This is a genomic window from bacterium (genome assembly GCA_035528375.1).
Lineage (GTDB): Bacteria > RBG-13-66-14 > RBG-13-66-14 > RBG-13-66-14 > RBG-13-66-14 > RBG-13-66-14.
The window spans coordinates 1-9,351 of the sequence record DATKYS010000056.1 but is presented as its reverse complement, the minus strand read 5'-3'; the positions used below and the strand labels follow the sequence as shown (position 1 = coordinate 9,351).

Here is a 9,351-nt window from a genome sequence, read left to right as displayed (position 1 = left end):
GTCGGCCCCTACGTCATCGCAACATGCATGTCCCCTCCCCCCTTTGGGGGGAGGCGCGCCTACGGGCTGGGGAGAGGGGTGCAGCAGTCCCCTCTCCCTTTCAGGGAGCGGCGCGCCGACGGGCCGGGGTGAGGGTAGGGGCGAAAGCGGCGGGGAAAGGATTCCCCGCCCTACGTTTAGCGAGCGGCGCGCCAACGGGAATGGGGGTGAGGGTCGGCACGGCCCCCCTCTCCCCGTGGGAGAGGGGATGGGGGTGAGGGCTACCTATGAAAAAACGGGCCGACCTAAAGGTCGGCCCCTACGTCATCGCAACCGGGCCGACGCCCGCCGCCTAATACCCCCGCGCGGGGTCAACCACGTTCATCAGCTCCCGCCCCGTCAGGAACCGCCGCAGATTCTCCGTGAAAAGCCCGGTGACGGCCGCGAACATCCCCTCGGTCAGGCCCGCCACGTGGGGGGTAATTAATAGGTTGGGCGTGGTCCACAGGGAGGAGTCTGCGGGCAGCGGCTCGGTTTCCAGTACGTCCACCGCCGCGCCGCCGAGACGCCCCTCGGCCAGGGCCTTCGTCAGGGCCGCCTCGTCCACGGTGGCGCCGCGGCCCACGCTCACCAGAAGCGCCCCCCGCTTGCAGGCGGCCAGCCGCTCCGCGTCGAGCCAGCCCCGGGTCGCGTCGGTCTCGGGGAGGCAGTTGAAGATGAAGTCCGCGCCGCCCAGCATCTCCCGCCAGCCGTCGCCGCCGAAGACCCGGCTCGCCTCGCGCACCAGCCGTGGACGATTCACCATCGCCCACACATCCACCCCGAAGCCGGCCAGCCGCCGGCCTATCTCCACCCCGATGCTCCCGAAACCGAGAATCGCCGCCCGTTTTCCGGCCAACAGGGCCTGCCGGTACGCCACGGCGTCGGGGTCCCAGCGCCGCTCGGACTGACGCCGCACGACCTCGGGCAGCCGCCGCGCCAGGACCAATAAAAGCGCCAGCGCGTGCTCCGCCACCGCCACCGAGTGCACCCCCCGGGCGTTGGTCAACAAAATCCCCCGCCCGACTATCTCCCCCACCGGGACGCGCTCCACGCCCGCCGAGGCGAGCTGAACCCACCGCAGACGCTCGGCGAGCGCCAGCCGCTCCGGGGAGAGGCTCCACGCGAACAGGATCTCCGCCTGGGGCAGCTCCCGCTCGTACTCCTCCCGGTCCCGGCTGGGGACGACGGTGATGTCCGGCTCGCCGTCGGAGTCCAGGTCGGAGCCGCCGGTCAAGGCCACCGCCTGCTTTATGTCCGACGCCACCTCGCGCTGGGTTTCCCAGTCGCGGCTCAGGAAAACCAATATCCGCAAAGGTGCCTCCCGTGAAAGGTTAGGGTTCCTCGGTGGTGGGCCCGGCGTCGGTCGGCTCCGGGGGCAGGACCGCCGGCGGAGTCACCACCTCGGCGCGGGTGAGCGCCACCGCCAGGTTGCCCGGCCCCGCCGCCACCGTCTGCTGCGGGGCGTAACCGTCGGCGCGCAGGCTCAGAATCACCGGGTAGAGCTTTTTCGGGATGGGGATGAAAAAACGGCCGTCGGGCCCCGATTCGGCGTCGTAGTCCGCCGGGTCGAAGTTTTTGGGCGGGTCCACCGGCCAGACGATCACCTCGACCCCGCCCAGCGGCGAGTCGCTGACGGCGTCGTAGGTCCGCCCCTCCAGCGGCTCCACCACCGACTGGGAGCATACGAGCGTCGCCGTCACCGCCGCCGCCAGCCCCAACGCGAACCAGATAATCAAACGGTACCAGGGGAGCTGCGCCGGCATTTTAATTCCCGCCCGCCGGGGTGAAAATCAAAGTGTAGTTGAAGAAGCCCCCCCGCTTCGCCGTGCAGGCCAGACCTGCCTCCGCGCACCATTTAACCAAGGTTCCCGCCGGATGGTAGTCGGGGTCGGGCAGCCATTCCTGCAGGGCCAGGCGCCCAACCGGCTTGAGTACCCGCTTGAATTCGCGCAGCGCCCCGAGGTGGTCGGGAATCTCGCCCAGGACCATCATCAGGTACACGAGATCGAAGGAGCCGTCGGGGAAGGGCAGGTGGTTGACGTCGGCGGTGCGCGCCTCGACGTTTTTCACGCCCTCGCGCTCGACCCGCTTCTTCAGCCGCAGGATGATTTCCGGCTGGATGTCCACGGCGACGAGCCTTCCCGCATCCCCGAGCCGCCGGGCGACGGCCAGGGTGTACGTCCCGTGCCCCGGTCCGACCTCGAGCGCGCGCATCCCCGGCTCCGCGCCGAGCTCGTTCACGATTTTCCGGGTCGGGTAGAAGAGCCGCCGGACGGGGTTGTCAATGAGCGGCGCCATCCAGTGCGGCATGGGGCTGGGCCGGGCCAGTCTGAAAAACCGGGAGATATTAAGGGCAATGAAGACCGCCAGCGGCAGCCCCGGAAAAACGCACAGTAAAACGATGAGCCAGGCGGGCATTTTGGTTACGTTTTATTATTTATGGTTCTTCGGTACGGGTTTGCCATTCTTAACCGTCAAGTCCGTCCTTTTATAAAGGGCTTTCCCCTTCAACTTCGCCGCCGGCTTATCCACACCGAAGGTGTGCGTGCGCCCGCCGCCGCCGGGCCCCGCGCCGCTCCCCTCGTATTTCCAATCCGCAGACTTTAGATATACAACGTCAACCCGCCAGACGATTACGGGTTTTTCGGCTTCGATGCTCATCGTTTTATCAATGAGGTATCTCCAAATAATGTACCAGCCCTCGTGGTTGTAGTGGGCTTGAACGGCCCAGGGCCTTATACTGGCCTTTGATTCCAGGCAGTCGTTGGGGGATGGCCTTTCACCGCTTCCTCTACGAATTAGGTCCGGGAAGCGGGTTTGGGCGAGGTCGGTCTGTCGGTTCTTCTCGTAGACCGATACCGAATCGAGGGCTCGGGTACCCAGAATGCCGACGAATGCGCTGAAGATGTTCTTCTGCTCGAAGTACACATCCATTCACTCCGTCGCCTCACGTTCGACGTACTCCACCGCGCGGTGGATTTGGTCCGCGGTGAGCTGCGGCGGCAGCGGGACCGATCTATCCAGCTCATAACTCAACGTCTTACCTCGGTTCCTCAAAGTGCGGCCAGGTTGGGAATGGCGGTGACCGCCATGTCGTAGTACTCCTCGTTGATTTCCAGCCCGATTGACTGATAGCCGAGGTGTGCCGCCGCGGCGACGGTCGAGCCCGAGCCCATGAACGGATCGAGGACCGTTCCCTCTCCGAGGGGGAGGCTCGCCCGGACGATTTTCCGCACGAACTCCTGCGGTTTCAAGCTGGGGTGGGGGGCGATTTCCCTCTCCGCACCCCGGGCGGGCGAGGACGGAATCAGGTCTTTAAAGGGCTCTTTTCCGGAAATCCGCCGCAAACCACCCGTTTTCCATTTCCGCAGGTTCCCGGCGACTGTACCGTCGAGCGGTTTGCGAAATAATTCCCAGGGTTCCCAACACGAGCGGGGCATTACCGTTACGTCGGGGTACTCCTCGTGGGCGTTTTTCGGCCTGTCCCCTCCACGAAGGGTGATAACCCTTCGGATGATAGCGCCCCTTTTCTCGAAGCCGCATCCGATGAAGGACAGGTCTACGTTGTGCGATACCAGGGGGTTCGTGGCTATGAATACGTGTGCCCCCGGAACCAGAACTTCCAACAGACCGCGCGCGAATTTCGTGAAGAATTGCCCCAGCCGTTGGATATCATCGCCGTTCAAAACCGTGAAGCGCGGTAAAGGGCTGCGGCTTTGCCCGTCAAACGCCGGTGGTATACGCCAGACGCCGCCGTTTCCGTTTTTCCGTTTTTCCAGTTGATCCTCGTCGTATTCTCGAAGCCCGTAAGGCGGATCGGTGACTACCGCGTGGATCGAATTCGCCTCTCGTTTGCCCAGCCACTCGAAGGCGTCACAGTTGAAAATATCGTATTTCGTTTCTTCAATCTGCGCGCCGATGGATGACATCTGTAATTGGTTCTTTCTAGCCATTTTTCTTCCCTTCCTTCCCGTGGCTCCAGCGCAGGTACGCCTCCACGAAGCGGTCCAGGTCCCCGTCCAGCACGGCGTCCACGTTCGAGGTCTCCTCGCCGGTGCGCGGGTCCTTCACCAGCCGGTAGGGGTGCAGGACGTAGTTGCGAATCTGCGAGCCCCAGGCGATGTCGCGCTTGTCGGCCTTGGAGTCGGCAATCTCCAGCTCGCGCTCGCGGCGGTAGTGGTCGGCCAGCCGCGCCCGCAGCACCCGCATGGCGGATTCCTTGTTGTACTTCTGGCTGCGCTCGTTCTGGCAGCTCACCGTGATGCCGGTGAGCAGGTGCGTGATGCGCACGGCGGAGTCGGTGGTGTTGACCGACTGCCCCCCGTGGCCCGAGGAGCGGAAGACGTCCACGCGCAGGTCGTCGGGGTTTATTTCGACCTCGACATCGGTGTCCAGGTCGGGGTAGGCGTAGAGAGCGGCGAAGGACGTGTGGCGGCGGTGGTTGGCGTCGTAGGGGGAGAGCCGCACCAGGCGGTGGACGCCGATTTCGCCCCGCAGGTGTCCGAAGACGAGGTCCCCGCGCACGGCGAGTGTGGCCGACTTGATGCCCGCCTCGTCGCCGGCCGTTATCTCCAGGAGCTCCGCTTTCCAGCCCTTGAGCTGGAAGTAGCGGGTGTACATGCGCAGGAGCATCTCGGCCCAGTCGGCGGACTCGGTGCCGCCGGCGCCGGGGTGCAGCTCGACGATGGCGTCCTGGTCGTCGTAGGGGCCGGAGAGGAGCGCCTGGGCGGTGAGGGCCAGCGCGCGGTCGGCCAGCTTGTCCAGCTCCTCGGCGACGGACGCCAGCTCGCCCGCGTCGCCCTCGTCCCGGGCCATCCCCCCCAGCTCCTCGAGGTCGGCGAGCTCGTGTTTGAGCCGCTCGGCGCGGTCGAGCTCCCCGGTCAGGCGGGTGGCCTCGGCGGTGAGCCTGCCGGCCCCCTGAGAATCGCCCCAGAAGCCGGGCTCGGCCATGCGGCGGTTCAGCTCATCCAGCCGCTTTCGTTTGGCCTCCGGGTCAAAGGCACCCCCAGAGGTCGCTGACGGCTTGACGGGCGCGTTCCAGGCTCTCCTGCATATCATCCATCGTCGCTCCTTGGACTCGAATCGGAAACGTGCCCCGCCGAGGGATGGTCTATGGTAGGCCGAGGGCGGCTTTTTTTCAAGCGCCGCGGTTACGGGAAGGACGGGTCGGAATCGCCGGGTTCCCTCCGGCGGCGCGGGCGTCCGGCCGGTCCGCCCATTCTATCACTTCCACGGGCGCCCGAGGTGGCGCGCCTCATCGCCGGCTCACATGAAACGCTTGAACAGCCCCAGCACCCCCTGCTTCCAGGGCGTGCGGTGGGTCACCCCGGCCTGGGCCGTCGCCTCGGGCTTGTTCTCCAGATACCATCGGTAGGAGCGGATCAGCGCCTCGGCGTTGGAGTAGCGCGGCTCCCAGCCCAGAGCTTCCTTTATCCTGTCTATGGAGACGTAGGAGTCCTTATCGGCCGTGCCGTAGACCCAGCGGTAGAGCGGTGAGACGTTTATCAGGCGGAAGAATCCGAGGGCGGGCTTGACCAGCCAGGGCGGAAATCCGACCGGCCGCCCGCCGGTGCCGGCGAAATCGCAGAGCTCCCGCACGTCCTCGCGGATGGGCCGCAGGTTCCAGGCCCCGACGTTGAAGGTGTCGTCGGCCTTCTCCAACTCGGCGGTGAGGCAGAGCCAGATGGCGTCGCAGAGGTCATCCACCTCGAGGAGCTGGTAGAGGTTGGAGCCGTCGCCGATGAGCGGTATCCGGCGGCCCGACTCGATCCAGTCGTAGAGTATCTGGAATACGCCCAGTCGGTGCGTGCCGATGAAGGTTTTCGGCCTCACGACGGGGACCGGGTAGCCCGCCTCGCGGTGCCGCCTGACGACCTCCTCGGCCTGAATCTTGGAGACGCCGTAGTGCCCCACGCCGATGAGCCGGTCGTTCTCGAAAATAGGATGCGTCTTCGGCACCCCGTAGACCGCCGTGGAGGAGACGTGCACCGTGCGCGGCACCCCGGCCTCGCGCGCCGCGGTCAGGACGTTGTCGGTGCCCCCGACGTTGGTCGAGTAGATGTCCCGCTTCTTCCACAGGGGGAGCGCGGCGGCGCCGTGGACGACCAGCTCCGGCCCGGTCTCGCCGAAGACGCGCCGCAGGCCCTCCAGGTCCCGCACGTCCTGGATGACCAGGCGCGTACCGGGCGGGTACTCGTCGAGGTCGGCGTCGGCGATGTCCACCAGGGTTATCTCCCCGACACCCTTTTCGGCGAGCTTGTGGGCCATGTGCAGGCCCAGGAACCCGGAGCCTCCCGTTATCATTGCGCGCAAATCTACACCGCCTCGCGTTCGTCGTCGTATTGCGCCCGTTGGGTCGAGAACGAAATTTTAAAACACCCGGTTTACGAATGCTATTATAATGTTGATGTTGCTCGCTTCCAATGAGGGGATGCATGGATGATTCGGGGTTGCGCGACGAGGCCGCCGGGCTCCTGTCGGCCCTCATCCGGTTCAACACCACCAACCCGCCGGGGAACGAGCTCGAGTGCGCCCGGTTCCTGGCGGGCTGGCTCACCGAGCGCGGGGTCCACGCCGAGGTCGTCCAGAGCGCGGCCGGGCGGGGTAACGTCGCGGCCCTCCTCCCGGGCGACGAGGGCAAGAAGCCGCTGTTGATAATGGGGCACCTGGACGTGGTGCCGGCGGGCGATTTTGCCAAGTGGAAGCGGGACCCCTTCGGCGGCGAAATCGCCGAGGGCTGCGTCTGGGGCCGGGGGGCCATAGACTGCAAGGGGGTGGTGGCGGCCCAGGCGGTGACGCTGGTGGAACTGGCGAAAAAAGGCGGCGGCGGGCGGCCGGTGCGCTTCCTGGCCACGGCCGACGAGGAGGTGGGCGGCGGCGCCGGCATCGGCTGGATAGTCAAAAACCGACCCGAGCTGGCCGACTGCTGGGCCTCCCTCACCGAGGGCGGCGGCGAGGTTTACGACATCGGCGGACGGCGATTCGCCTCCTTCATGATCGGCGAGAAGGGCCAGCTCCGCCTGCGATTCACCATCCGCGGGACCCAGGAGCACGCCGCCGCGCCGGGGGACGATCAGGCGATGTACGTTCTGGGCGAGGTCCTGCGCAGGCTGGAGAAGCTGCCCCTCGAGTACCGGATGCTCCCCGCCAACCGGGGGCTCCTGGACCGGCTGATGGGCGATGACGGGCCCCTGATGAAGCGGCTGGAGCGTGGCGACGCCCGCGCCTGGGAAAAGCTCCTCGGGGACTTGGGCAAGCTCTCCGCCCGGCTGCCCGCGCTCTTCAAGGCCGTCTACGCCGACACCCTCGCCCCGACCATGGTCAAAGGCAGCGAGAAGCTCAACATCATCCCCGGCGAGGTGGTCCTCTACTGCGACTGCCGCCTTTTGCCCGGCAGCGAGCCCGAGGACAGGCTGGCGCTTTTCAAGAAACTGGTGGAGGACCTGCCCGTGGATGTCACTGTGGAGAACGCCCATCCGGCCAGCGCCTCCGACCCGGACCACCCGGTGGTGCAGACGGCGCGGGAGCTCCTGCCCAAGTGGGACCCCAAGCTCGAGCTCATCCCCACCATCTGCCTGGGGGGGACCGACTCGCGGCAGCTCCGCTGGGCCGGTTACGACGCCTACGGGTACGTCCCCTTCCCCTCGGAGCCGAACCCGGCGGACATGCCGACGCGGGTCCACGGGTTGAACGAGCGGCTGGAGCTGGAGCTGTTGGGGGAGATAACCCGGCGGCTGCTGTGGCTGGTGGGTGAGCTGCGGCGGAGGTAGATTCGCCTCCCCCGGTTGTGGTGACGTAGGGGCCGACCGACGGCGCGCCGTTCAGGTCGGCCCGTTTTTTTAAGGTAGGGCGGCCCCGTAGGATAAATCCTCTGCGGGCCGCCGCGTATTGCGATGCCGTAGGGCGGGGTTTCCTAACCCCGCCGCGTTTTCTACGTTCCCTACCCCTACCCTCACCCCAACCCGTAGGCGCGCCTCTCCCTGGAAGGGAGAGGGGGCCGATACACCCCCCTCCCCAACCCTCCCCCCAGAGGGGGGAGGGGGCCATTACAACCGCACGACGGCGACGCGCTGGCGGCCGGCGAGGTCCTTCCTTATCTCCACTCCCTCCACTCCGGCGATTTCGGAAAAAATCCGCCGCACCGCCTCCCCCTGGCCGTCGCCGATTTCCACGAGCGCCAGGCCGTCGGGCTTGATTAAATTTCCCAAAGTCCCGGCGAGACGCCGGATGACCGCCAGGCCGTCTTCGCCGCCGTCCAGGGCTTTTCCCGGGTCGTGGTCGCGCACCTCGGGCTCCAGACCGGGGATTTCCCCCGCGGGCACGTAGGGTGGGTTGCAGCAGACCAGGTCGGCTTTTCCCAAAAGTCCCGCGGCGAGGTCCGCCTGGACGACCGCGACCCTCTCCCCCACGCCGCAGAGCGCCGCGTTCTCTTTCGTCAGCTCCACGGCCTCCGCCGAGGTGTCGGTGGCGATGAGGCGCAGATTTACCCGGTTCACGGCCAGGGCGCAGGCGATGTTCCCGCAGCCGCAGCCGAGGTCGTAGGCCAATCCCGCGTCGTCAGTCAAATAATCGAGGGCCAGGCCGACCAGGGCCTCGGTTTCGGGGCGGGGGATGAAGACGCCGGGGCGGACCTCGAGCCGTATCCCGTAGAACTCCGTCTCGCCGAGAATGAGCTGGAGCGGCTCGCGTCGTGCGCGGCGCTCCACGTCGGCCGTGAAACAGTCAAACGACGTTTCATCCAAATCGGCCCCGGCGTAGAGCCCGTGGCGCTCCACGCCCAGGCGCCGGGCGAGGAGGAGCTCGGCGTCGGCGCGCGGCGAGGCGACGCCGGCGGCTTTCAACCGCTCTTCGGCGGCGCGGAGGGCCTCGGGCGCTGTGGGGGGCCGGTTCATCCGTTTATCAATTGACAAAATTTTTCGCGTTGCTTAACATTGCGTGTCTGCACGTAAGGATTCTCACTTCCGGCAAGGAGGCCGTCATGTATGGTAACTTGGTGGGTTTCGGAGCTGTCACCTGGATTCTGGTGGTGCTTGGGGCCTGGGTGGCTCCGGCGATAGTGGGCTACATCATCGGGAAGAAGAAGGGTAAAGGTGGCATCGGCATAGTGCTCGGCCTTTTCCTCTCCTGGATCGGCGTCGTCATTGTAGCCGTGTTGGGCGACGATGTGAAGCGAGACCAGGAGCACCAGGAGATGATGGCGGCGGTGGGCGGGACCAAGGAAGTCGTGAAGGTCAAGTGCCCCCAATGCGGCGCCCTGGCGGACGAGGGTGTCAAGTTCTGCCCGGGGTGCGGCGCGCCGATGTAGGTTTTGGAATTATCGGCGGTCGGGGC

At 66.3% G+C, this 9,351-nt stretch carries 10 protein-coding genes; 2 read left to right on the top strand and 8 right to left on the bottom strand.

Features of this window, described 5'->3' with window-relative positions; genetic code table 11:
- Window positions 1–331: 331 nt before the first annotated feature.
- The 7 genes from VM054_04315 to VM054_04285 form a co-directional block, all read right to left on the bottom strand.
- Window positions 332–1,333, bottom strand: a complete 1,002-nt coding sequence (locus VM054_04315) for a D-2-hydroxyacid dehydrogenase (GenBank protein HUT98281.1) — start codon at window positions 1,331–1,333, stop codon at window positions 332–334.
- Between the two features lie 19 nt (window positions 1,334–1,352).
- Entirely contained in the window at window positions 1,353–1,784 is a 432-nt protein-coding gene (locus tag VM054_04310; protein HUT98280.1) for a hypothetical protein, read from the bottom strand.
- A gap of 1 nt (window position 1,785) precedes the next feature.
- On the bottom strand, window positions 1,786–2,439 hold the full coding sequence (locus VM054_04305; protein ID HUT98279.1) for a methyltransferase domain-containing protein: 654 nt from the start codon (window positions 2,437–2,439) through the stop codon (window positions 1,786–1,788).
- 15 nt (window positions 2,440–2,454) lie between these two features.
- Window positions 2,455–2,949, bottom strand: a complete 495-nt coding sequence (locus VM054_04300; protein ID HUT98278.1) for a hypothetical protein — start codon at window positions 2,947–2,949, stop codon at window positions 2,455–2,457.
- Between the two features lie 125 nt (window positions 2,950–3,074).
- Window positions 3,075–3,974, bottom strand: a complete 900-nt coding sequence (locus VM054_04295; protein ID HUT98277.1) for a site-specific DNA-methyltransferase — start codon at window positions 3,972–3,974, stop codon at window positions 3,075–3,077.
- Window positions 3,967–5,079: a peptide chain release factor 2 gene (prfB, locus tag VM054_04290; GenBank protein HUT98276.1), complete on the bottom strand. Its 1,113-nt coding sequence runs from the start codon at window positions 5,077–5,079 to the stop codon at window positions 3,967–3,969. Before prfB ends, VM054_04295 begins: the two co-directional genes overlap by 8 nt.
- A 207-nt stretch (window positions 5,080–5,286) precedes the next feature.
- A complete protein-coding gene (locus VM054_04285) occupies window positions 5,287–6,324 on the bottom strand; it encodes an NAD(P)-dependent oxidoreductase (protein HUT98275.1) in 1,038 nt (345 codons plus the stop codon).
- A 131-nt stretch (window positions 6,325–6,455) separates the two neighbouring features.
- On the opposite strand from VM054_04285, the gene VM054_04280 reads away from it, so the two are divergent.
- Window positions 6,456–7,790, top strand: coding sequence for a M20/M25/M40 family metallo-hydrolase (locus tag VM054_04280; protein ID HUT98274.1), 1,335 nt, complete (start codon window positions 6,456–6,458; stop codon window positions 7,788–7,790).
- A 276-nt stretch (window positions 7,791–8,066) separates the two neighbouring features.
- Here VM054_04280 and prmC read toward each other — a convergent pair whose 3' ends face one another.
- Entirely contained in the window at window positions 8,067–8,912 is an 846-nt protein-coding gene (gene prmC / locus VM054_04275; GenBank protein ID HUT98273.1) for a peptide chain release factor N(5)-glutamine methyltransferase, read from the bottom strand.
- An 86-nt stretch (window positions 8,913–8,998) separates the two neighbouring features.
- Here prmC and VM054_04270 point away from each other — a divergent pair, with 86 nt between their 5' ends.
- Window positions 8,999–9,325, top strand: a complete 327-nt coding sequence (locus tag VM054_04270; GenBank protein ID HUT98272.1) for a zinc ribbon domain-containing protein — start codon at window positions 8,999–9,001, stop codon at window positions 9,323–9,325.
- Window positions 9,326–9,351: the final 26 nt, after the last annotated feature.

What these genes read in the sequence shown, in the direction of transcription:
- VM054_04310 (HUT98280.1), bottom strand. Translation starts at nt 1,784, where the DNA reads ATGCCGGCGCAGCTCCCCTGGTACCGTTTGATTATCTGGTTCGCGTTG.
- VM054_04305 (HUT98279.1), bottom strand. Translation starts at nt 2,439, where the DNA reads ATGCCCGCCTGGCTCATCGTTTTACTGTGCGTTTTTCCGGGGCTGCCG.
- VM054_04295 (HUT98277.1), bottom strand. Translation starts at nt 3,974, where the DNA reads ATGGCTAGAAAGAACCAATTACAGATGTCATCCATCGGCGCGCAGATT.
- prfB (HUT98276.1), bottom strand. Translation starts at nt 5,079, where the DNA reads ATGATATGCAGGAGAGCCTGGAACGCGCCCGTCAAGCCGTCAGCGACC.
- VM054_04285 (HUT98275.1), bottom strand. Translation starts at nt 6,324, where the DNA reads ATGATAACGGGAGGCTCCGGGTTCCTGGGCCTGCACATGGCCCACAAG.
- VM054_04280 (HUT98274.1), top strand. Translation starts at nt 6,456, where the DNA reads ATGGATGATTCGGGGTTGCGCGACGAGGCCGCCGGGCTCCTGTCGGCC.
- prmC (HUT98273.1), bottom strand. Translation starts at nt 8,912, where the DNA reads ATGAACCGGCCCCCCACAGCGCCCGAGGCCCTCCGCGCCGCCGAAGAG.
- VM054_04270 (HUT98272.1), top strand. Translation starts at nt 8,999, where the DNA reads ATGTATGGTAACTTGGTGGGTTTCGGAGCTGTCACCTGGATTCTGGTG.